This is a genomic window from Pseudomonadota bacterium, from assembly GCA_039028935.1.
GTDB lineage: Bacteria > Pseudomonadota > Gammaproteobacteria > Steroidobacterales > SZUA-146 > SZUA-146.
Genome location: JBCCHD010000002.1, coordinates 132,642 through 153,529 on the forward strand (window position 1 = coordinate 132,642; position 20,888 = coordinate 153,529).

20 protein-coding genes are annotated in these 20,888 nt (G+C 56.1%); 8 read left to right on the top strand and 12 right to left on the bottom strand.

Annotation, left to right across the window (positions count from 1 at the left end):
• Positions 1-3: 3 nt before the first annotated feature.
• From AAF465_01720 to AAF465_01735, 4 genes are all read right to left on the bottom strand, one after another.
• Complete coding sequence (locus AAF465_01720) at positions 4-666, bottom strand: SPOR domain-containing protein (protein ID MEM7081441.1); 663 nt, start codon at positions 664-666, stop codon at positions 4-6.
• Between the two features lie 49 nt (positions 667-715).
• On the bottom strand, positions 716-2,473 hold the full coding sequence (gene argS, locus AAF465_01725; protein MEM7081442.1) for an arginine--tRNA ligase: 1,758 nt from the start codon (positions 2,471-2,473) through the stop codon (positions 716-718).
• 95 nt (positions 2,474-2,568) lie between these two features.
• Complete coding sequence (locus tag AAF465_01730; GenBank protein ID MEM7081443.1) at positions 2,569-4,743, bottom strand: primosomal protein N'; 2,175 nt, start codon at positions 4,741-4,743, stop codon at positions 2,569-2,571.
• Between the two features lie 135 nt (positions 4,744-4,878).
• Positions 4,879-5,583, bottom strand: coding sequence for an SDR family oxidoreductase (locus AAF465_01735; GenBank protein MEM7081444.1), 705 nt, complete (start codon positions 5,581-5,583; stop codon positions 4,879-4,881).
• 170 nt (positions 5,584-5,753) lie between these two features.
• Here AAF465_01735 and AAF465_01740 point away from each other — a divergent pair, with 170 nt between their 5' ends.
• Both AAF465_01740 and AAF465_01745 read left to right on the top strand, forming a co-directional pair.
• Positions 5,754-6,359, top strand: coding sequence for an HNH endonuclease (locus tag AAF465_01740; GenBank protein ID MEM7081445.1), 606 nt, complete (start codon positions 5,754-5,756; stop codon positions 6,357-6,359).
• A gap of 48 nt (positions 6,360-6,407) precedes the next feature.
• The gene (locus AAF465_01745; protein MEM7081446.1) at positions 6,408-7,289 is read left to right on the top strand and encodes a 5'-3' exonuclease H3TH domain-containing protein; all 882 of its coding nucleotides are present in this window, start codon (positions 6,408-6,410) and stop codon (positions 7,287-7,289) included.
• Here the strand turns inward: AAF465_01745 and AAF465_01750 are convergent.
• The 5 genes from AAF465_01750 to AAF465_01770 form a co-directional block, all read right to left on the bottom strand.
• A complete protein-coding gene (locus tag AAF465_01750) occupies positions 7,286-7,750 on the bottom strand; it encodes a lipocalin family protein (protein ID MEM7081447.1) in 465 nt (154 codons plus the stop codon). The genes AAF465_01745 and AAF465_01750 overlap by 4 nt on opposite strands.
• A gap of 104 nt (positions 7,751-7,854) precedes the next feature.
• Complete coding sequence (locus AAF465_01755; GenBank protein MEM7081448.1) at positions 7,855-8,595, bottom strand: DUF6134 family protein; 741 nt, start codon at positions 8,593-8,595, stop codon at positions 7,855-7,857.
• Positions 8,596-8,609: 14 nt separating this feature from the next.
• A complete protein-coding gene (locus AAF465_01760; GenBank protein ID MEM7081449.1) occupies positions 8,610-9,188 on the bottom strand; it encodes a DUF2878 domain-containing protein in 579 nt (192 codons plus the stop codon).
• A 153-nt stretch (positions 9,189-9,341) separates the two neighbouring features.
• Positions 9,342-10,634 carry a HAMP domain-containing sensor histidine kinase gene (locus AAF465_01765; GenBank protein ID MEM7081450.1) on the bottom strand — a complete coding sequence of 431 codons (1,293 nt, stop codon included), beginning with the start codon at positions 10,632-10,634 and terminating at the stop codon, positions 9,342-9,344.
• Positions 10,635-10,722: 88 nt separating this feature from the next.
• Entirely contained in the window at positions 10,723-11,415 is a 693-nt protein-coding gene (locus tag AAF465_01770; GenBank protein ID MEM7081451.1) for a response regulator transcription factor, read from the bottom strand.
• 346 nt (positions 11,416-11,761) lie between these two features.
• Here AAF465_01770 and AAF465_01775 point away from each other — a divergent pair, with 346 nt between their 5' ends.
• Positions 11,762-11,977, top strand: coding sequence for a hypothetical protein (locus AAF465_01775; protein ID MEM7081452.1), 216 nt, complete (start codon positions 11,762-11,764; stop codon positions 11,975-11,977).
• 16 nt (positions 11,978-11,993) lie between these two features.
• Here AAF465_01775 and AAF465_01780 read toward each other — a convergent pair whose 3' ends face one another.
• Positions 11,994-12,233 carry an EF-hand domain-containing protein gene (locus AAF465_01780; protein MEM7081453.1) on the bottom strand — a complete coding sequence of 80 codons (240 nt, stop codon included), beginning with the start codon at positions 12,231-12,233 and terminating at the stop codon, positions 11,994-11,996.
• 258 nt (positions 12,234-12,491) lie between these two features.
• On the opposite strand from AAF465_01780, the gene AAF465_01785 reads away from it, so the two are divergent.
• The 4 genes from AAF465_01785 to AAF465_01800 are packed head-to-tail and all read left to right on the top strand — an operon-like array spanning position 12,492 to position 17,112.
• Positions 12,492-13,427, top strand: a complete 936-nt coding sequence (locus AAF465_01785; GenBank protein MEM7081454.1) for an ABC transporter ATP-binding protein — start codon at positions 12,492-12,494, stop codon at positions 13,425-13,427.
• Entirely contained in the window at positions 13,424-14,158 is a 735-nt protein-coding gene (locus AAF465_01790; GenBank protein MEM7081455.1) for an ABC transporter permease, read from the top strand. The genes AAF465_01785 and AAF465_01790 overlap by 4 nt, the downstream gene beginning before the upstream one ends.
• A gap of 6 nt (positions 14,159-14,164) precedes the next feature.
• Positions 14,165-16,012, top strand: a complete 1,848-nt coding sequence (locus AAF465_01795) for a Gldg family protein (protein ID MEM7081456.1) — start codon at positions 14,165-14,167, stop codon at positions 16,010-16,012.
• A complete protein-coding gene (locus AAF465_01800; GenBank protein ID MEM7081457.1) occupies positions 16,009-17,112 on the top strand; it encodes a DUF4340 domain-containing protein in 1,104 nt (367 codons plus the stop codon). Before AAF465_01795 ends, AAF465_01800 begins: the two co-directional genes overlap by 4 nt.
• Positions 17,113-17,169: 57 nt before the next feature.
• Here AAF465_01800 and AAF465_01805 read toward each other — a convergent pair whose 3' ends face one another.
• Positions 17,170-17,973: a thrombospondin type 3 repeat-containing protein gene (locus AAF465_01805; GenBank protein ID MEM7081458.1), complete on the bottom strand. Its 804-nt coding sequence runs from the start codon at positions 17,971-17,973 to the stop codon at positions 17,170-17,172.
• A 457-nt stretch (positions 17,974-18,430) separates the two neighbouring features.
• On the opposite strand from AAF465_01805, the gene AAF465_01810 reads away from it, so the two are divergent.
• Complete coding sequence (locus tag AAF465_01810) at positions 18,431-19,252, top strand: DUF4198 domain-containing protein (GenBank protein MEM7081459.1); 822 nt, start codon at positions 18,431-18,433, stop codon at positions 19,250-19,252.
• Positions 19,253-19,274: 22 nt separating this feature from the next.
• On the opposite strand, the gene AAF465_01815 is transcribed toward AAF465_01810, so the two are convergent.
• The gene (locus AAF465_01815) at positions 19,275-20,813 is read right to left on the bottom strand and encodes a S41 family peptidase (protein MEM7081460.1); all 1,539 of its coding nucleotides are present in this window, start codon (positions 20,811-20,813) and stop codon (positions 19,275-19,277) included.
• Between the last annotated feature and the right edge of the window lie 75 nt (positions 20,814-20,888).

Here is a 20,888-nt window from a genome sequence, read left to right on the forward strand (position 1 = left end):
GGTTCAGCGCACTTTTAGAATAAGAACGTCGATATTGGCGCGACGTAAGTCGGAACGCATCGATTCAAATTGCGCTAGGTTGTCACCTGGGCCGACATACACTCGAAACCAGATCTGGTCCTCTTTGAGTACCACCTGCTGAATATTGGATTCAATGCCTTTAAAGGCGAGCTCTGCTTTGCGACGGTCGGCATCGATGAATTTACGAAACGAACCGGCTTGCAAAATATACTTGCTCGGCGCACCTGTCGCGGCGGTTGGGCGCTTGATGGTCGCGGGTTTCGCTTGGGAAGGGGGTTTCTCGTCTTCGGCGACCACCATTTCGAAATCGGGCAGGACATCGTAAAAATCGTAGCTGCTCTGCTCGGCGGCTGGGGCGGTTGTGGCCGGCGCGCTGTGGGCGGGTGTCACGGGTGTTGCTTCTGCCGGTGCTGGCGTGACCGTCGGTGAGTCGGCCGTGGCAAGCTCGTCCTCGCTGCTTTGTGGTGTGGTCCTGGCATCCGGAATCGGTCGATCAGGCACATCGAGCGGAGTCGGGCGCACATAAAGATAGAGCGCGAGCGCTGCGATGAGGCCCAGGGCAAAGCCCGACACCAGAAACGACCACGGGGACACGTTCGTTTTCTTCTTTCGGCGAGAAGCGTTGCGTTTGTAATCTCGGGCCATAAACGTTTGTTCAGTCAGCGATGGTCAGACAGCGAACGTTCGATCGTTGCTACATGCGTGTCGGCGCACTCACGCCAATGAGGTCGAGCCCGTTACGAATGACCTGAGCCGTAGCACTGGCCAATGCGAGGCGCGCATCTCGCAATTCGCGTTCGTCGCACAGCACACGACATGCCCCATAAAAACTGTGAAACCCAGCGGTTAGCTCGCGTAGATAATTCACAACGGTTTGAGGGGCATAATTCTTCGCGGCGAGCTGTACGATTTCTGGGAAGCGCGACAATAGGGTCATCAGCGCATCCTCTTTGGCGTGCGTAAGACGCGCCAAGTGTTCGATCCCGCTCGCCTGATCCCAGGGAGCGGCTTTGAGATCAGCATGCTGGAACATACGATGCACTCTCGCGTGGGCGTATTGCACGTAGAAGACCGGATTTTCCTCCCGACTGGTTTTGGCCAGCTCGAGATCAAAATCGAGATGTTGGTCGTTAGAGCGCATCACATAGAAGAACCGTGCTGCGTCGTTACCCACTTCTTCACGCAGCTCACGTAACGAGACGAAGCCGCCCGATCGCGTCGACATTTGCATCCGCTCGTCGCCACGATACAACGTGACAAACTGCATGAGCTGAACGTGCAGCGACTGCGGCGGTTCGCCCATGGCCTCAAGGCCGGCGCGAACACGGGACACATAGCCGTGATGATCCGAACCTAGAATGTCGAGCAGGCGATCAAAACCACGTTGGCGTTTGTTCAGATGATAGGCAATGTCCGACGCGAAATAGGTGTAGGCACCGTTGGCTCGGCGCACTACGCGGTCTTTGTCGTCGCCGTAGTCTGTCGCTTTGAACCAGAGTGCGCCGTCTTTTTCGACCACGCTTTTATTCTCTAGCAGTTTGTCCAGCGCCTGTTCGACCATGCCGGTGCGTGTCAATGAGCGTTCAGAAAACCACTCGTCAAACTTGACACCAAATTCGTCAAGGTCGTTTTTGATGTCGTCCAAAATGGCGTTCAGCACCATGTCCTGAACGAGTGCGTAGTCGTCACCCAGAAGCGATTTCGCTCGCTCGCCAATGGCGTCGATGTACACGTCTTTGTCACCGCCTTCCGGTTCGTCGGGCGGTAGATCAGCGAGCACTTCCTCCGCCGTGCGGTGAAACTGATCGCCGTAGGTTTCTTGTAGGTCCTTGGCGATATCGAGGATGTACGCGCCGCGATAACCGTTAGCGGGGAACGCGATCGCTTCTCCTCGCTTGGCGAGATAGCGCAGCCAAAGACTGACGGCCAGAATGTCCATTTGTCGCCCGGCGTCATTCACATAGTATTCGCGATGCACCTTGAATCCCGCCGCCGACAAGATGTTCGACACGCTGGCGCCGTAAGCGGCGTGTCGGCCGTGCCCGACGTGCAGCGGGCCGGTGGGGTTGGCGGAAATAAACTCGACAAGAACCGTTTCTTTTGAATTGGGTTCGGCGTGACCAAACTGTTGGCCTTGTTCGAGCACCTGGCGAACGACCTGCTGCGTGACACCCGAACTGAGTCGAAAGTTAATGAAACCGGGGCCCGCAATTTCAATCGAGTCGATGAGCGGTGAGTCAGGAAAATGCTCGACGACGAGCTCGGCAAGCCTGCGCGGCGGCATCTTGGCCTGTTTAGCCAGCATCATTGCAACATTGGTGGCTAGATCGCCGTGCTGTGGGTCGCGCGTACGCTCCACGTTGACACGCTCAGGTATTTCAAACGTGGCGAGTTCGGCAGCGACTACGCGGTCAAGCGCGTCGAGGATCAATTGAGCAAGATCGTTTTTCACAGCGGCCAATCGGGTAAAAATCAGGCCCGACAGTCTACATGATGGCGGCGGTCGGTGGCAGCCTATCGATGGCGAAATAGTGGGTCTATATCGGTCTAGAATAGTTCAAGCGGATCGACATCCAGCGACCAGCGCACGCCTGATGCCGGTGGGCTGGCGTGCAGATAGGTACTAAGCTCCCGTAGGAGAAAATTGAGCGTACCGCGCTGCATCGATTGCAACAAAAGCTGACCGTGCAATCGTCCCGCTCGGCGCGCCATTGGCGCAACGACCGGGCCGTAGAGTTCGATCTTGTGTTGCGCGGCGGCCTGCTCGAGATAACGCCGAGCCTGGCGCAAAAAGTCCATCGTCGCGGTTTGGCTGCGACTGCTGGCCCGAAGCAGGGCTAAAAAGCTAAACGGAGGCCAGCGCGTGGCTTCGCGTTCAGCGAGAGCCGCGTCGGCGAAGGCGGCATAGCCGTCATCGATTAAGTGTTGCAGCAGCGGGTGTTCGGGCATCGACGTTTGAATCAGCACGTGACCGGGTTTCTCCGCGCGACCCGCGCGCCCCGCGACCTGCACAATAAGCTGAGCGAGCCGTTCGGTGCTGCGAAAATCTGCACCAAACAGTCCTTGGTCGGCATTCAATATGACGACAAGCGTGACGTTGGGAAAGTGATGCCCTTTGGCCAGCATTTGTGTGCCGATGAGGATTTTGATTTGGGCGCTGTTCACCTTATCGAGAAACGCTTCGAGCTGCGACCGCGATCGCACCACATCGCGATCCATGCGACCGACCGGGTAGTCGGCAAACTGCTCGGTCAGATATTCTTCAATACGTTCTGTGCCCTGTCCGACCGGCTTAAGTTCGTTTCCGCAATTGGGGCATGTGTTGATGACCGGCTCAAGGCGTGAGCATTGATGACACCGCAGCGAATGGCTTTGCTGGTGATAGGTCAGATGGGCATCGCAATCGGGGCAATCAGCGATCCACGCACATTCGCTGCAGTACCAGGTGGGTGCGTAACCACGACGATTGAGAAAAAACAGTACCTGACCACCAGCGCTGAGATGCGCCTTGGCGGTGAGCACGGCGCGCGTGCTCAGGCCTTGATGGCTAGGTTCCGTGCGCAAATCGATCAATCCCACTTCGGGCGGTTGCGCGTTTCCGGCGCGCTGCGTCAGGGATAACAACCGGTAACGCGATGCGGCAACATTGTGCAGCGATTCGAGCGATGGCGTGGCGGAGCCCAGGACAATGGGTACATCGAATTGTCGCGCGCGCCAGACAGCCAGATCGCGCGCCGAATACCGAAAACCTTCTTGCTGCTTGAGTGACCCGTCATGCTCTTCGTCGATGATAATTAGGCCCGGCTCGATTAGGGGCACAAATACGGCCGATCGTGTGCCGATAATGATGCGGGCATCCCCTTCGCGAATCGCTCGCCAATTATTGAGCCGTTCGGTGTCCGTCAGCGCCGAGTGCATGAGGGCGATAGGCGCGTCAAACCGACGTTCAAATCGGCTTTGCAGTTGGGGGGTCAGACTGATCTCGGGCACGAGCACAAGCACCTGGCGACCGGCCTTAAGTACGCGGCTGATGGCATGGAAATACACTTCGGTTTTGCCGCTGCCCGTCACACCATGCAGCAGTGAACAACGAAAACCCGAGGCGGCAAGGGCATCGACGGCGACTTGCTGCTCTGCGTTGAGCGTGTGTGGTTGCTCACAGGCCGAGGCGTGTTGCAGGTGATTCACGACTTGGCGCTCATGCGTTTCAATCCAGCCACGGTCGTCGAGCGCGCGAAGCGCGGCACGTGCGTCGAAATCGAGCGAGTTCAGCCTGTCGAGGCTCACGCCGTCGGGGTGACGCGTTAACCACCGCCACAACTCGGCCTGTCGAGGCGCCCGCTTGAGTCGCTCGAGCGCCTGAGCGGGGGCACCGGCTGCACAGCGCCACACACTTTCTACGGCGGCAAGCGGCACGCCGTCCCGGAGTTTGCGCGGCAGCGCGGCAGCTACCACTTCCCCGATGGGATGCTGATAGTAGTCGGATGCCCAGCTCAGCAGCGCCAGTTGCTCGGTATCCAGACACGGGGCTTCGTCGAGTACCCGCTCGATACGCTTGAGTTTGTCTGGCGTGACATCGCTGTGGCTGGCGAGACTGAGCACCACCCCGGTTTTACGACTACGACCAAACGCCACGCGAACCCGCATGCCGGGCACAAGCGTCTGTGGATGACTGGGCAGTAAATAGTCAAACGGCTTGCGCAGCGGCACGGCAAGGGCCACGCGAGCAATCGTAAGTGACTGATTTACTGAGTTGATATTAACGCTATTGCTCCCGGAAAGAGATTATCCACATGTGGATAAAATGTGGAAAACCTTGTGGATAAGCTGGGTGGCTGAGGTTGACAACGCGCCCAATCATACGGAACGCGTGATGCCTCCATCGACGCGTATATTTTGACCAGTGATGTAGCCTGCGCCCTCGGAGGCGAGGAATGCAATGGTGGCCGAAATTTCGTCGGTTTTGCCGTAACGGCCCATCGGCACACGGGCGCGGAATGCGTCGTTTTCGGGCAGGCTGTCGATAAAACCGGGAAGCACATTGTTCATCCGAATATTGTCCTTCGCGTAAAAATCGGCAAACAGCTTGGTGTACGCCGCCAGCCCGGCACGAAAAACGCCGGAAGTGGGAAACACCGGATCCGGTTCAAATGCCGCAAACGTCGAGATGTTGATGATCACGCCACCCTGCTGCGCCTGCATGATCGGCGCAACGAGACGGGTCGGGCGCACGACGTTCATAAAGTACACATCCATGCCCCGATGCCAATCTTCGTCGGAGAGCTCAAGAATCGGGGCGCGCGGCCCGTGACCGGCGCTGTTCACCAGCACATCGATTCGGCCCCATTTGCGCATCGCGGCGTCGACCAGTGACGAGAGATCCTCGCTTGACTCATTAGAACCCGTCACGCCCACGCCGCCCAGTTCTTTCGCCAGCGCTTCGCCCCTGCCGGAGGAGGACAATACGCCGATCGAAAAGCCTTTCTCAGCCAGACGCCGCGCCGCCCCGGCGCCCATGCCGCTGCCACCTGCGGTAATCAATGCAATTTTTTCAGTGGACATCGTTTTCAGCTCCTGGAGTGGGTGCTCAGTTCTGCTTCAGCTATCGGTGCGGAGCCGGGCGGTGAAGGCGCAATTTGGTCGCTGCATTGCGTCGGGTTGGCGCAGAATAATCGCGCTAATTCATGCGGTTTGCAATTGACCGGGGATTCTGGAATAACAAAGACGACACGATGGATATTCGTCAACAAGTTTTGCGCACTGATGTAGCCGGTATGCCACTGGAATGGATCAGCTACAAAGATGCTGGCAGGCTCTATCACCTAGGCCAAGTGGCCTATGCGTGCGGTAGTGCGCTGTACACTTTGCACGGTGGCATCAATGCGCGCACCGGGCGTCGAAGCATTATCGATGTCAATTCCATCATCGCCACGCATGGCGACGGCCCTGGCATGTGCAACAAGCACTACGACTATCGCCCGCCGCTAAACAATCAAACGCTGTTCCGACGTGATGCAAATTTGTGCCTGTATTGTGGGCATCAATTCATGGTGCAGGCCTTGTCGCGTGATCATGTCAGACCAATCAGCCAGGGTGGGGCCGATACCTGGGAAAACGTGGTTACGGCATGTCGACGTTGTAACAATCACAAGGCGGGCCGCACGCCCACGCAAGCAAACATGCAGCTGCTGGCGATTCCATTTGCACCCACCTATGCCGAGTACATCTACCTTAAAGGCCGACGCGTGCGCGCCGATCAAATGGAGTATCTACTCGCCCACTTTCCAAGGCGAAGCCCGCTGCATGCCCGACTCTGCGATGAACTGTCGAAACACTAGGCGTGTTTTGCGGTATCGATAGTTGATGGCGCGACGGAGAACCACACCGTGCTGTATTTGATTGACGCCAGTATTTACGTTTTTCGGGCGTATTATTCCTTGCCCGATTCCATGACTGACGCAGACGGTAACCCCGTGCAGGCAGTGTATGGATTTACCAATTTCCTGTGCGACTTTGCCCGGCGCGCCAAACCGGAATTCGTTGGCACTGCGTTTGATATCAGTCTGACCAGTTCGTTTCGTAACGATCTGTATCCAGACTACAAAGCCAACCGCGATCCGGCGCCAGACGAACTTAAACGCCAGTTCGTCTATTGTCGGGCCATTAGTCGTGCCATGGGTTTTCCAAGCTTTGCCGACAGCACGTGCGAGGCCGATGACATCATTGGCACGCTGGCCACCAAATGGCGTCAACGCAATCAAGGCGTCACGATCATTACGCGCGACAAAGACTTAATGCAGCTCATTACACCCGGAGATGTGTATTGGGATTTCGCCGGTGATCGACGCGTGCAGCACCATGAGGTGCTGGGCGAAATGGGTGTGCGCCCTGAGCAGGTGGCAGATTACCTCGCACTCACGGGTGATGCGGTTGATAACATCAAAGGGGTTCCAGGCATTGGCCCGAAAACGGCGTCAAAACTGCTCGAAGCGCATGCGGATTTGGATGCCATCTATGCGCACTTGGATGATCTGCAGCATATCAACGTGCGCGGTGCCAAAACGCTGGCCGCTAAGCTCATCGAACACCAGGACACAGCCTATCTCGCCCGACAGCTCACGCAGATTAAATGTGACATGCCCATTAGTGCGGCCAAGACGGCCCTCAGGCGCAAAAAACCCGACATGACCGAAGTGGGCCGTTTGTTTGATGAACTCGGCTTCTCAACGACACTCAGAAACAAAGTCGCTGCGCTGGCGACGAGTTAGCGCGCTTGTTGCGGCACCTTGCGGATTAGATTGGTGTCGTAACCTTGATCGCCTACGATTGAGACCAGTGCGTTGTACGTCACATCGCTCATAATCGGCTCGCGAGACATGATCCAAACGTAGTCACGTTTGTTACGGCCAATGATGGTGTGTTGATAGTCATCATCGACATACACAACTCGATAGTCGGCTTTGATGGGCCAGATAAAGCGCATGCCCCAAACGGCGTTTGAGGGGTCGTCAAAAATAAATCCGGTGGGGTTGTACGTCTTACGCTCGCCGTCAAATGCCCCTTTGTTAAACGAAAAGGTGGTCGCCACAACGTCTTTTTCTTTACGTTCGTATCGCTCCGTTGCGTTATAAACGTCTTTTTCAAGAAACGTGGGGATGTTGGCAATCACATACCAATTACCCATGAAGCGATCGATGTCGACGTATTCGGCCGTTTTAATCGGCGGCATGGTCGGACCTCCGGCGCATCCGGTGGCGCCTACTGCCAACAGCAGCATAAGAAAAAAAGGTGGCAATAATGTAGGGCGAGCGCGGCTCAGCGCGGTGGTACGATTCATGGTGTTACTCGTGTCGACATTAACCCGGCGTCTTGGCGCTGCTCGCGGTGCGTCTCAAGCAGATCGAGTCGCTCATAGCGCAACACGCGATCGCCTTTGGCCTTGCTTTCAAGTGCGAGCCACTCGGTGTTTGTTTCGTCATACCAGATCAATATATCAACGGGTTTGCCGGCGTAGTCTTTCATGCTTTTGATGTTGTACTTGCGGGCGCCCACATCGGTGTCGCCCAACAACACGGTGTCCGGGCCCAGATCACGGATATCAATGTCGACGTAATCCCCCGTTTGGGAGTTCAACAGCTGTGTGGCATCGAGGATGCTCGGATTCCAGTAGGCGAAGGTCTGCACGCAGCCGTCAACGGTCTGATTGCCTTTGTTACTGTCGATTGCCAACACGTCGTCTTGCTTGGCCGCCGACACCGTCTGTTGTTTGCCATTACTGTTGGTGGATGCTTCGATCGACTCCAGACAGTCATCGCGCCAGTTCTCCACACTTTGGTGGCGGTACTTGAACGCGGTAATAAATAGGAGCTTCACGTCGAAGCGGGCGCGGCTTTCGACTTTCTTGCCGCCCTCGGTCTCGGTCAGGTCAAAGTGGTGGAAACCGATCGGCTTATTGTCTAACAACACTTGGAATCGGTAGCTGTTGCCCGATTCGACCGAACTGGCGGCTGCGCTCGAGATGGCGGCGACCAGCGTGAATGCGAACGTGATCAGGCATGCGATGAGTGGCTTCATGGTCATCATCCCCTCTAAGCGGCGTGATCAATCGCGACCGTACGCTCGGACGACTCAGGTGCGTTGGACACAGCCGCTTCGAGATTTGGGTGTCCATTGAGGTAGCGTGAGATGTACACCATGAGCGGCATCATGAGCGCCCACCCGATGCCGACAATGACGAGTGCCGTGGTGGGATTTTCAAACTGAACCGCCCCCGCTTTGGCACCCGCTGCAAACGCCATCGGACCGCCAATCCCACCAACCAGTGCGGCGACGAGCAGATGGTCTTTGAGCCAGCGGAAGCCGACATTGAGTGTTGTGGCAAATAACACCCACATGGCGATGATCCAGTAGGGTGCGATGGGGCCGGTGTGGTCGACGTATTCAAGCCATCCACCCACAATCATGAAGGATTCCCACACTAAGCCGATCAGAGCGGCGCTCGCCAACAGCGCCACCGTGCGCGACTTGATCTCAGCGCTGGCGATGTGCACGATGCTCGCCGCGAGGATGGCGAGTACGCCGATCCACGGCATACCGGCGGCGGCGCCGATGACACAGGCGAGCCAGCTGATTTTGAATAGGGTTAGGTTGGTGACGATCGATTTCATGAATTGGGCCTTTGCTTAACGTACGAGCAGACGGTAGCACCGCCTCTGTGAAAGAGTGGTCTGTCTTGGGTGAACGGGTGGTGAAAGAATAGAACCAGTAAAATCAGAGGATTAGGTTAAATTCTGCCGGTGTTGATGGTCGCGCAGGGCCATTTAGCTCTGGATGGGCTGTGCCTGGGGCAGGCGAACCTGGACGGTTGTGCCAACACCCACGGTGCTATCGATCTCAAGCGGCCAGCCAAACCGGTCGCAGAGTCGTTTGACAATAGTCAGGCCTACGCCAAATCCGCCGCGCTGCCGCTCCCGCTTACCGCGATTAAATGGGCGAAACACTTGCTTGAGTTCTTCCGCGTCCATACCGGGTCCACTGTCTTCGATGATGACACCACGCTCTGACACGCTGACGCTTACGTTGCCCTCGTCGGTGTAGTTGACACCATTACGCAGCAAGTTGCCGATGACGCTGGCGAGCACTTTTTCCGGCGCATTGATCGTCATTTGCGCGCTGGCCTGTTCATGAATGACCACGTCTTTTTCACCAATCAAAATCTGAGCACGGTCGACTTCGCTGTGCACCAGCTCGTTGATGTTCACCCAGTCTGAGGGCAGCGACTGATTCGATTCACGGGCTAGCAGCAAGAACGCCTCCGTGAGCTCCTCCATGTCTTTCGACGCCTTTTGAATTCGGGCGAGATTTTTAGCCTGATTGTCATTCAGCTCGGTGCCCGTGAGTGACTCGGCGGCAATCTTGATTACGGTGAGCGGCGAGCGCAATTCGTGGCTCGCATCCCGCGTGAAATCAAACTCCCGTTTGACGAACTCAACGAGGCGCTGCGTGAGATCCTCCATGGCGGAGTTGAGCGTTAGTATCTCTTCGTCTACGTCAATGCCGGTTGAGCCTCGCGCGAATAAATCAACATCGGGATTAGCGGGATCGAGTTGTTTCACTCGGTTAGCCAGATTGACGATCGGTGACACCGCGCGGCTCGAAACGCGATAGGCCTGAAAAAGCGCCATATATACCCCGGCGAGCACCGTGGCCAGCGGCACAAGCCCGAACCAGGTGATGAGCCAGTCAACGCGCGCGGTGTCGAACACTTGATACAAACGGTCGCCGTCCCGCTCGGTGATGAGCGCGAGTGCTTTGCTCGGTTCTTCGATACGGTGGAAGCCGAGTTCGAGATTGGCAAGATCGGCCGGCACACCGTCGCCATGACCGTCGCGATAGGAGACCATGTTGCGGGTTTCGGGTAGCGTGTGATCGTGCTTGGTCGTGACACGCTCCCAGTAAAATTCTGCTTCGCCGCGCAACGCTTGTTTGATCAGCACGTCTTCAATCACCAGTGTCACCGCCGCGAGGCCGAGCACGACCGCGATGCTGATGTAGATCGCCTGAAGTAAAAAGGCCTTTGTCAGGCGCTTGGCGACACCTTGAGTACTGCTCATCGTGTGTCGCCCGCCCAGGTTGCCGCGTTCCGCCAGGGAAGCGGTGCGCTCGTCACTAAGGTTGTTGGCCTAACACACGACATACGGCTTATTCGTCAAGTTTAACGAGTCGATATCCGGAGCCTGCAATGGTGTGGAGCAGTGGCGTTTCGAAGGGTCGGTCGATAATTTTTCTGAGGTTATAAAGGTGGCTGCGGAGGGCGTCGCTGTCCGGCACGATGTCGCCCCAAACCGACCGTTCAAGTTCGCGACGACTCACGACTTTGGGTGAGGCTTTGACCAGCGTCATGAGCAGCTTCAAACCGATTGGCGTGAGGCTCAAACGTTGACCGTCACGCACCACCTCCAGGGTACCGGTGTCGATGGTCAAATCGGCGACTTCCAGCGTTTCGTTCACGACCTGCCCGCTGGCGCGACGGATAATGGCGCGCAGGCGAGCTTCAAGTTCAGCGGTTTCGAACGGCTTGACCAGATAATCATCGGCACCGGCGTCGAGGCCCGCAATTTTGTCGTCCAGCGTGTCGCGGGCGGTCAACATCAATACCGGCGTGCTCTTGGCCGCCTCGTCGCGCAGTTTGCGACACAGTTCAAGGCCGTCCATGCCGGGCAGCATGAGATCGAGAATAATCGCATCGAACTCGTTGCTCACCGCCAGATGCAGGCCGGTGACGCCGTCGGCGGCGTAGTCAATAATGTAGCCTCGATCTTCGAAGTAGTCGCAGATGATCGCCGCGATGTCAGGATGGTCCTCGATCAGCAGCAGTGAAATGTTTTCTTGCATGACGTGTTTCCGGTCGCGTCTGATAAACGCATAGTTGACGATTTGATAGGGCGCGTCCAGTGTTCTGAGCCCTTTGCTTTCGATTCGGCGCTACGATCAAGGACAAATAGTGAAACAAACGTGAAGCACTGCACCATTTTATGTGAAGGTACGACTCCGTCGGCGGCAATTTGTTTCGCGGCGTCGCGTGAACGCCTGACTTTAAAATCAGTCCACGGTCGAGCAACGATCAATCGTGAGTCGGTCTGTCTGTAAAACGATCGTGAACATCCACAGGCCTAAGTGCATGTAGTCAGTCTGCTATGCTTCGAGCTGCACAGCCAACGGCGACAGGACGGAGATAAAAATGTCTGAACAGTATTGGACTTGGCTGGTCGTGGGCCTGGTTATTGTCTTTTTACTCGGTGTTTACTCCCGGGTTCGCAAACTCATGGAGGTCAGCAAGAAAATCGAGTCGACGCTCGATTACTCAAAAATGAAAGAGTGGGAAGACGATGACGATTGGGGCGAACCAAAAGGGTCGGGGGTTGATCCGACGCAAGACAGCACCGACACGCGTTGAGCGGACGGGCTGGCGGCTAAAACTCGTACCAGACCGAACGCCACCATTCGAGAAATTCGTCGAACTCGATGAGTCCATCTTGATTTTCATCGACAATGTCAAAACCCTTGACCGCCTGCTCTTCCGTGGCAGAGGGTGAGATGGTCTGCAGTAACTTGATGAACTCTTTGACGTCAATAAATCCATTGCCATCGCGGTCAAAAAAACCAAAATGCTGGCGAACGTCTTCGATGCTTTCTTGACTGAGCTTATCCATCTGAGATTCCGACAATATTAAGAGGAAATGAAGTGTAACCGATGCCATTCGGCCCTGCCAGTGAGCCAGCCGGCTCAAAGCCGGGCGACTAAATCATCGACACTGAACGGTGCACGCGCAGGATCGGACTTGAGTACCTTGCATGACGGGCTGCGTATGCCGATTGGCCGCGGTTGAAAATTCCCGTCGGTTTGATAAATTTTCGCGCTGCGGGTTACGCGCAAATCATCGACCAACGGGAAGGGTCTGGACGACATGATGATCGAAACACATCAACTCGAGAAGCACTACGGCGTATTGCGTGCGGTAGATGGCGTGAGTTTTAAAGTTGAACCGGGCGAGGTGCTGGGTTTTTTGGGCCCAAATGGTGCCGGCAAATCGACGACCATGAAAATGTTGGCGGGCTTTGTGACGCCGACACGCGGCAAGGCCCTTATCGACGGCCTCAATGTGGTCGACCATCCCGTGGCCTGTAAACAGCGCATCGGCTACCTGCCCGAAGGCGCGCCGGCATACGGCGAAATGATTCCACTCGACTTTCTGCGATTTATTGGCCAAGTGCGCGGTATGGACGCCGACCAAGCCCGGCGTCGTATCGATGAGGTTGTCGCCGAGCTACACCTTGAGCCAGTGCTGCATCAAACGATCGATACCTTATCGAAGGGCTTCAAGCGACGGGTTGGCTTGGCACAAGCGATTTTGCACGATCCCGGTATTCTTATTTTGGACGAGCCGACCGACGGACTGGATCCCAATCAAAAGCACGAGGTGCGGCAGCTTATTCAACGAATGGCGGCCGACAAGACTATTATTGTGTCGACCCATATTCTCGAAGAGGTGTCGGCCGTCTGTACGCGCGCCATTATTATTGCTCGTGGCAAAATTCTGGCCGACAGTACGCCGTCGCAACTAAAAGCGCAGGCCCCGGGTCATAACGAGCTGTTGTTGAAGCCTGTCGACGACCATCAACTTGACGGTTTCGCCGCGGCGCTGAGGGCGCAGACGACGGTCGATAAAGTGAGTCGCGAAAAGGGGTGTCTGCGCGTTGTGCCGGCGGCAGGCCAAAATCTGCTGGCGGACGTGGCCGCACTGGCCAAAGATCGCGGCATTGTTCTTGAGTCGGCGCAACTGTTAGAGGGGCAGCTCGATGAGGTGTTTCGGACCATTACGCTGGCCGACAAGGAGCGCTCATGAATAGTGTGATGGCGATATTTCGTCGCGAGCTCAACAGCTACTTTGCCACGCCACTGGCGCTGGTGTTCATTGTGATCTTTTTACTGTTGGCCGCGATGTTTACGTTCGCGTTCGGCGGTTTTTATGAGCGGGGACAGGCAGATTTAATGCCCTTTTTCCAGTTTCATCCTTTTCTCTATTTGTTTTTGGTGCCGGCTTTATCGATGCGCATGTGGGCCGAAGAGCGCAAAACGGGCACCATCGAATTGCTGATTTCGCTACCCGTGACCATCGGTCAAGCGGTGATCGGTAAGTTTTTGGCGGCTTGGGTCTTCACTGGCATCGCGTTGATGCTCACGTTTCCGATTTGGATCACCGTGAACTACCTGGGTGACCCAGATAACGGTGTGATCGTGGCTTCCTACCTAGGCAGCTTTCTAATGAGCGGCGCGTTTTTGAGTATCGGCGCCTGTCTATCGGCGTTGACGCGCAATCAGGTGATCGCGTTTGTGCTCAGCATCGTGGTTTGCCTGGGTTTTGTCTTGGCCGGCATGCCGAGTATGCTCAACCTGCTCCAGTTATGGGCGCCCCAGGTGATTGTGGATACGGTCGCGTCCATGAGCTTTTTGTCGCATTACACGTCCATTATCAAAGGCGTAATCGATCTTCGCGACCTGGTCTATTTTGGCCTGATCATCAGTTTCTGGCTGTACTGCAATGCCGTGATATTGGACCTTAGGAAATCGGATTAATCAGCGATGAATAACGCCACGAAAAAAGTATGGAGTGTACCGGGGCTGTTACTGTTGGCGGCGCTGCTGGTGATCGCTGTATTGCTCAGCAATACCCTTTTTAAGGGTGTGCGCTTCGATCTAACCGAAAATCAGCTCTACACGATGTCGGACGGCACACGTAACGTGCTCGCCAACATCGAAGAACCCATCAGTCTTTACTACTACTTTTCCGATACGGGCACCGAACAGTTGCCGCAGATACGCGGCTATGCGCGACGCGTACAAGAAACGCTCGAAGAATATGAGCAGCGCGCGCGCGGCAAGATAAAGCTGCAGGTCATCGATCCGCTGCCGTTCTCCGAAGAAGAAGATGAAGCGGCGAGCGCGGGTGTTCAAGCGGTGCCCGTCAGTACGGCCGGTGACACCGTGTATTTTGGTTTGGTGGGCACAAACGCCGTGGACGATCAGAGTGTCATTCCGTTTTTTGACGCCAGCAAAGAGGCGTTTCTTGAATACGATCTTACGAAGCTTGTGTATTCGCTGGCTAACCCGAAAAAAACCGTGGTGGGTTTGATGTCGTCGCTGCCGGTGCGCGGTGGGCTCAACCCCGTTACGCGCCAGCCGATGCCGCCTTGGACCGTCATCAGTCAATTTGAACAGCTGTTTGAGATTCGTGACATCGACCTCGCGGCGACGGCTATTGACGACCAAATTGATGTGCTCATGATCGTGCACCCCAAGGGCCTGAGCGACGACACGCTGTATGCCATTGACCAGTTCATGCTGCGCGGTGGACGCGCGTTGATCTTCGTGGATCCTCATGCTGACAGCGACCAACCACCGCCTGACCCGAACAATCCGGTGGCGCAATTTCAAAGCCGGGCGTCGAATCTCGGACCGTTGTTTACGGCATGGGGTGTCGAGTTCACGGCCGAGCAGTTTGTGGCAGATCAGCTATTGGCGCTCAATGTGCGGGCACCCGACGGTGTGGGGCAGGTGCGGCATCTTGGTCTGCTTGGCATCGATGAAGAACTGCTTGATTCCGACGACGTGGTGACCGGCGGGTTGAATGCGATTAATTTTGGCTATGCCGGGAGCTTGCGTGCGACCGATGACGCGGCACTCACGCTTTCGCCGCTGATCACAACCACGCGCGACTCCGGACTGATGGGTGCACAAAGCCTGCTGTTCTCGCAAGATCCGGCCGATATCCAGGATAATTTTCAACCTGACGAGACGTTGCATGTGCTGGCTGCGCGCGTGGCGGGGGAGTCTGCATCCGCGTTTGCGGAACGGGCTGCTGCCGGAAACGGCGTGGTGTCTGGCCAAATCAATGCGATTGTGGTGGCGGATACGGACGTGCTTTTGGATCCGTTCTGGGTGAGCGTTCAACAGTTCTTCGGCCAGCGCCTCGTAAATTCGTTCGCCAGTAACGGCGATTTTGTGTTCAACGCGTTGGATAATCTTACCGGCAATGCCGACCTCATCAGCATTCGAGGCCGCGAAACCTACCGGCGTCCGTTCAAGCGGGTTGAAGAGCTCAAAGTGCAGGCCGATGAGCGCTACCGCCAAACCGAAGAGCAGCTTCAGGTGGAGCTGGCGACCACCGAGCAGCGTCTGGGTGAGCTCCAGTCGGCGCGCACCGACACAGGGTCGATGATGATGACGCCCGAGCAACAGGCAGAGATCGACAGTTTTATCGCGCAGAAAGCGCAGATTCGCAAGAACCTTCGCGAGGTGCGTCGCAATCTCGATCGCGATATTAAACGGCTCGGAACAACGATTAAGGTGCTGAATGCGGCGCTCGTTCCCCTGTTGCTGATTATTATTGTGATCGTGTTAGCTGCGAGAAAGAAAAGGAAAATCGCATGAACGCAAAAACAGTTGGCATCCTGGGACTTGTGGTTGTGGCGGCGGCGCTGTTCATTTGGATGAGCCAAAACGATGTCGAGACCAACCAGGCCGGTGAGGTGTTGCTATCGGGTCTTGCTCAGGAGCTGGATGACGTGTCGGAACTGGCGCTCGCCAATGCGGCGGGTGATACGGTGACCATCGAGCAGACCAATGGCCAGTGGACGGTGCGTGAAAAGAGTCGGTTCTATGCCAACAGCAAAATGGTCGGCAACCTGCTGGTGGCCGCTGCCGATGCCACCGTGAGTGAGGCGAAGACCTCGAATCCCGAGTTGTACGACCAAATCGGTGTGCAGGATCTCTCCCAAGACGATTCGCGGGCTGTAAAGCTGTCGATTACAGCACCGTCGAAAACCTACGAGTTGTTGATTGGAAATCAATCGGGCCGGTTTGGCGGCTCGACTTTTGTGCGCCGCGCGGGTGAAGCGGAGTCGTTTCTTGTGACGCCGATGTTAAGCGCGGAGGTCAACGTTCCGTTATGGCTGCAAACCAGCGTGCTCGACATCGATGCCGCGGATGTCCAGTCCGTGCAAATTCAAGCCACGAATGGCGAAGTGGTCACGATCAGCAAATCGGCGCGTGGCGACGCCTTTGTGCTCGACGGTATGCCCGAGGGTCGTGCGCTCAGCGATGTGCCTGTTCGCGGCCTGGGTCGTGGTTTAACCGGGTTGACCTTTCAGAATGTCACGCGAGCGGTTGCGTTTCCGGTCAATGCATACCAACGCATGTCGGCCGTGTACACCTTGTTCAACGGCGTCGTAATTGAAGTGATTCTGTTTTACACAGAGCCTGTGGACAGTGACGACGGACCTACGAAGGAACCGCAATATTGGCTGTCGATTGGCTCGCGTTTTGATGCCGCTATCGCTACTGAGTTTACACCGCAGCCTAGCGACGAAAACGCTCAGCCCTTTGTGTTGACCGACGCCGATCTGGCCGACCGTCAGCAGGAGGCCGACGACATTAAAAACCGCAACGGGCCATGGGTGTATGAGATTACGGGCGCGCGATTTGACAGCATCAATCGCACGCAAGAGAGTTTGCTAATCGCGGTGGAGTAAGCGCCAACCGGGCACTGCGCGCCGCTGGACGTGCGCGCAGAACCCATTGGTTGTGGCCTATCCGGTGGCGCCAGGCCCAGGTGCCGTTAAGAACAAGCCCGAGAATAGGGCGATATCCAAGAAATTCACCACACCATCGGCGTTGAGATCAAAGACCGGATCCGTCGATAGGAATGCGGGCGATAACAACACCAAATCGAGGAAGTTGGTGATGCCGTCATTATTAAAGTCAGCATCACAAGCGTTACCAAACGAATCACTGTCACTGTCCACTTGAGACGGATTGGGAGCCAACAAACAGTTGTCGACCGAGTCGTCAACGCCATCGCCATCGGAATCCACTAAGGCACTGGCGGTACCAAACATTGGATCGCGAAGGCCGCAAGCTAGATCTTGATTAAAGTCACAGGTGAACACGACCGATCCAATGTCGCTGGTGGTGATCACGCCAGTGAATTGAAAGCTGTTGGTCCCCCCAAAATCCGTTTCGCTGAGTAACGTGCCGGTACCATTCGGGCCGGAATACAGTTGTATACGTCCACCGTCGACGGGGTTGGAGGTCACGCCCACCGCATTGACGGCGGGTGAAAAGTTAAGGCCGACGTGGGGTGTAGACAGGCCATGAAACCCCGACCCATTTAATATGAGGTCATCGCTTCGTACTTCCGCGTCCGGCCCAAAGAAATCGGCTCCGGCAACTGCTGGGCTAATGCCAAATGTTGTGTTACCGATAAAGTTGGACGTGTCGATGATGGTCGAATTAGTGAGCGCTGCGAGGAACAGTGATTCATCGTCGAACACCTGCGCGTTTGCAGGTAGTGCGAGTGCGATCAGCCAAAGTGCATATGTGTACCATTTCATGTGAAGCCCCTTCTTAAGGTGTTCGTGCTGCGCCCTTTGCGACGTGCACAATGTTGTTGTTGTTTTGGCAAGCAGTCGACTGCTTGCGCCTGCGTTACACAAATTTATGTCAAATTCATGCGTGTGTTTTGCGAAAGCGCTGTCGCCCTGTTAGCAACACGCTTTTCACGATGTCGTCTTGATAGGCGCAAAAAAACCAGTGATCGGGTCAATAATCTCGGATTGGGGTCGGTGGCGGGCTGGGTTCTGACGGATTTTTGGTCGTGCGATGCCGCAGAATGGGGGGTGCGCGTCGGGAATGGCGTCGATTTTTTTCTCACGGGGTAGAGCGGTTGCCACCAATTTGGATCGCCATGCCCTCGTTGGCGGCGCGAGTGCTATTCCCGTTTCGAAACGACATTATGTTATTTTGTAACATTAAGTCCGAGAGGAACGCCGTTTTAAAAAGGGGGGAGCTGTGCCGAATCACACGAATCGATCATCAAGGCAATATCGTCATTTGGCGCTGACCGGTGTGTTCAGCCTGTTGTTGTTGACCGCAACAAGCCACGCACACGTGCAGTGGTTGGCGCCGAACTTTAATCTGGAGAGTGGCGAAAGCGCGTGGCTGAGTTTCGATCACGCCTTCAGTGATCGCCGTTTTATTCCAAGCTCGGGTCCCAGCAGCTATTACGTTTGGTGGATAGTGGGGCCGGATGGCTTTAAGAAAAGTATTCCCCACCTGTTTCTTGGCAAGACTCGCACCGTGGGCGAGATCGAGCTGACCGATCCCGGCACGTATCGCTTAGAGGCGATAGAAGATCGGATGGCGTGGACCAAAATTAAACTGAATGAGAAAGAGCAGTGGCAGCCGGGCTCGCGTGACGCGTTCAGCGGGCATGAGGTGGTGAGTTCGCGCCTGTATTTTCAAAAGTCGGTCTCGTATGTGTCGCTGGGATCGCTGACCAAGAGCGTATTGAAACCGACCGGTGATCCGATTGAGATCGTGTTCGATCAACACCCCAACGATCTACACGCTGACAAGGACTTTGTCATTCGTGTACTCAGCGATGGCGCGCCGTTGGCCGATCAGGACGTGCTTGTGTACGCCGAGGGTAGTGACGGACATGATGCGACGTCGACGTGCACCACCAATGCCCTGGGGCGCTGCGAGTTAACGCTCGCGACAGCGGGGCGGTATTTGTTGACGACCAACACCGAGGGCGATTACGCCGAGGGTGCTTCAACCGACGGTTATACCTATACCTACAGCGTGGTGATCGAGGCGCTACCGAAGTAGCGCCTCGACCCACCGTGAAGGGTTAAGGCTGCGCGAGACTCATTGCTTTGAGCAGTACGGTGTCGCGCCCGTTTAGGTAATCGTCGACGGTTTGGTGCGCCAGCACATCCGGCGACAAGCCCAGACCTTGCTCGAATGACTCAACATTATTGAACTGCCGGAAGAACGGCACGCGGGCTTTTATCTGACTTTCAGGCAGCGTCAGCGTAAACAACAGCCCGGCTGTTGGCCCTTCGGCGCTGCCGCCTGTGCGCTCGCCCACCAGTGTCACATCGGTGTGCTCTTTCAATATGGCGAGCAAGTTCGTCGAGCCCGATGAGTTGGCGTTGCTCGTCAGCGCGATGATGCTGCCGTTGAAGGCGTCTTTTGCCGGTTTGACTTTATCCAGGTCGTCGCTGACAAAGGCACGAAGCGTGTAGGTTCCGTCGTCGTTTTTCCGAAAGCCAAGCGGATTGGGATTGAGCGCGCGCTTGTCCCAGGTCCACAGGTGTTCTCGCAGCCCATCGAGATCGAGCGTCTTCACCCGCTTCTCGCGGACGGGACGAACCGTCTTCGGCAGCAAGTAAGCCAGCAATCGATTTTTGGCGTCGGTCGAGCCACCCCCGTTGCGACGCAAGTCGAGTACCAGCGTTGATACGCCAGCCGCTTTAAGGCGTGTAAACACCGGGTTGAGGATGGCATCGGGCTCGACCGGATCGCGATAATTGACGAACGTATCGACACGCAAATAGGCCGTGGTGTTGTGGATCCGAACATGCACCCCATCTTTAAAATTCGCTGCGGTCTGGGTGGGTACGTCTAAGTAACCGACGCCGCTATCCAGTCCAAGTGCGAGCCACTCTTTGTGTGTGATGCGCGGCACGTCAAGCGTAATAAGCTTCCCCGATTTGCCTGACTCCGCATCCATACGCTTGATCTGCACCGATGCGACAGGTTGGATATCGAACAGCAAGGCGCCGAAATGATCGAGCGCGCCGCCCATAAATTCAAGCGATGCGGTCAGGCCCGCATTGCGCGCCCAGGGCGTATAGCCGTCCATCGGAATGTAGGGCTCAACTGCATCGAGCCAATCGGACAACGTCCGACCATCGATACGCATAATCTCGTCGTTGGGCTTCAGTGGGCTGCCGACGGGGGCCCGACGTATAAAGCCACGGCGTTCGATCAAATCGATCTGGGCGGGGAAGTAAACCGGTGTTGCATTACGGTCGTCGCGCAGCGCGGTCGGTAGTTCTGCTTTTGTGTGATCGCAGCGAATCGCGGTCAGCGTCTTGCTCAACATCAAATAAAATTGACCGACAGAGAGCCCTTCTTTCTCTACCGCTACATCGATGATCTGCTGCCAGCGATCGTGCATGTCGTCGGCCGTGGCATACCGCAAATAGCCAGGATGCACGCGCTCATAGGTTTCCTTGGCCAGCGCGACATCGCGCTGGATCTGCGCTGTCGACAGCCACGCACTAGCGGGTGCGGCGGTGTTCGGTTCGTCGGCACTGGAGAGTGACGCTACCGTCAGTACACACAGCGTGAATACGGTAGTTAGCAAACGGGCTGGAATCATAGTGACATCCTCGACTGATGGAGTCGTAAGTTAACCAGCCCGTTTCGTCTTCTGCGCCTCAAAACGCATGAAAAT

Excerpts from the sequence above, each read along its gene's own strand:
- AAF465_01720 (MEM7081441.1), bottom strand. The coding sequence starts at position 666 with ATGGCCCGAGATTACAAACGCAACGCTTCTCGCCGAAAGAAGAAAACG.
- AAF465_01770 (MEM7081451.1), bottom strand. The coding sequence starts at position 11,415 with ATGCAAGAAAACATTTCACTGCTGCTGATCGAGGACCATCCTGACATC.
- AAF465_01805 (MEM7081458.1), bottom strand. The coding sequence starts at position 17,973 with ATGAAATGGTACACATATGCACTTTGGCTGATCGCACTCGCACTACCT.
- AAF465_01760 (MEM7081449.1), bottom strand. The coding sequence starts at position 9,188 with ATGAAATCGATCGTCACCAACCTAACCCTATTCAAAATCAGCTGGCTC.
- AAF465_01815 (MEM7081460.1), bottom strand. The coding sequence starts at position 20,813 with ATGATTCCAGCCCGTTTGCTAACTACCGTATTCACGCTGTGTGTACTG.
- AAF465_01785 (MEM7081454.1), top strand. The coding sequence starts at position 12,492 with ATGATCGAAACACATCAACTCGAGAAGCACTACGGCGTATTGCGTGCG.
- AAF465_01740 (MEM7081445.1), top strand. The coding sequence starts at position 5,754 with ATGGATATTCGTCAACAAGTTTTGCGCACTGATGTAGCCGGTATGCCA.
- AAF465_01755 (MEM7081448.1), bottom strand. The coding sequence starts at position 8,595 with ATGAAGCCACTCATCGCATGCCTGATCACGTTCGCATTCACGCTGGTC.
- AAF465_01735 (MEM7081444.1), bottom strand. The coding sequence starts at position 5,583 with ATGTCCACTGAAAAAATTGCATTGATTACCGCAGGTGGCAGCGGCATG.
- AAF465_01795 (MEM7081456.1), top strand. The coding sequence starts at position 14,165 with ATGAATAACGCCACGAAAAAAGTATGGAGTGTACCGGGGCTGTTACTG.
- AAF465_01800 (MEM7081457.1), top strand. The coding sequence starts at position 16,009 with ATGAACGCAAAAACAGTTGGCATCCTGGGACTTGTGGTTGTGGCGGCG.
- AAF465_01780 (MEM7081453.1), bottom strand. The coding sequence starts at position 12,233 with ATGGATAAGCTCAGTCAAGAAAGCATCGAAGACGTTCGCCAGCATTTT.
- AAF465_01750 (MEM7081447.1), bottom strand. The coding sequence starts at position 7,750 with ATGCCGCCGATTAAAACGGCCGAATACGTCGACATCGATCGCTTCATG.
- AAF465_01790 (MEM7081455.1), top strand. The coding sequence starts at position 13,424 with ATGAATAGTGTGATGGCGATATTTCGTCGCGAGCTCAACAGCTACTTT.
- AAF465_01765 (MEM7081450.1), bottom strand. The coding sequence starts at position 10,634 with ATGAGCAGTACTCAAGGTGTCGCCAAGCGCCTGACAAAGGCCTTTTTA.
- AAF465_01775 (MEM7081452.1), top strand. The coding sequence starts at position 11,762 with ATGTCTGAACAGTATTGGACTTGGCTGGTCGTGGGCCTGGTTATTGTC.